This is a genomic window from Pelomicrobium sp. G1 (assembly GCF_051905455.1).
Classification (GTDB): domain Bacteria; phylum Pseudomonadota; class Gammaproteobacteria; order Burkholderiales; family UBA6910; genus Pelomicrobium.
This window is the reverse complement of sequence record NZ_JBQACR010000550.1, coordinates 1-241: the sequence shown is the minus strand read 5'-3', so window position 1 is coordinate 241 and position 241 is coordinate 1. Positions and strand designations below refer to the sequence as shown.

General features: G+C 63.5%; 1 protein-coding gene. It reads left to right on the top strand.

The window, feature by feature from the left end:
- Positions 1-241 (top strand): glycosyltransferase (locus ACTFO6_RS19600; protein ID WP_439935973.1); only part of this gene is annotated, 241 nt, incomplete at both ends.

Sequence of the window (241 nt, the reverse complement as noted above, 5' to 3'; positions counted from 1 at the left end):
AGCTCCTGCTGATGGGCGGCGGCTTTCAGGAAGAAGCGCTCAAGCGCCAAGCGCAAGCGCTGGGCCTCATGGGTCGAGTGATCTTCGCCGGGCGCGTACCCCATGCGGAAGTCGGCCGCTACTACGACCTCGTCGACATCCTGGTTTATCCTCGGCGCTCCATACGGTTGACCGAGCTGGTGACGCCGTTGAAAACACTGGAAGCCCTGGCCCAGGGGAAGCTGGTAGTCGCCTCCGACGT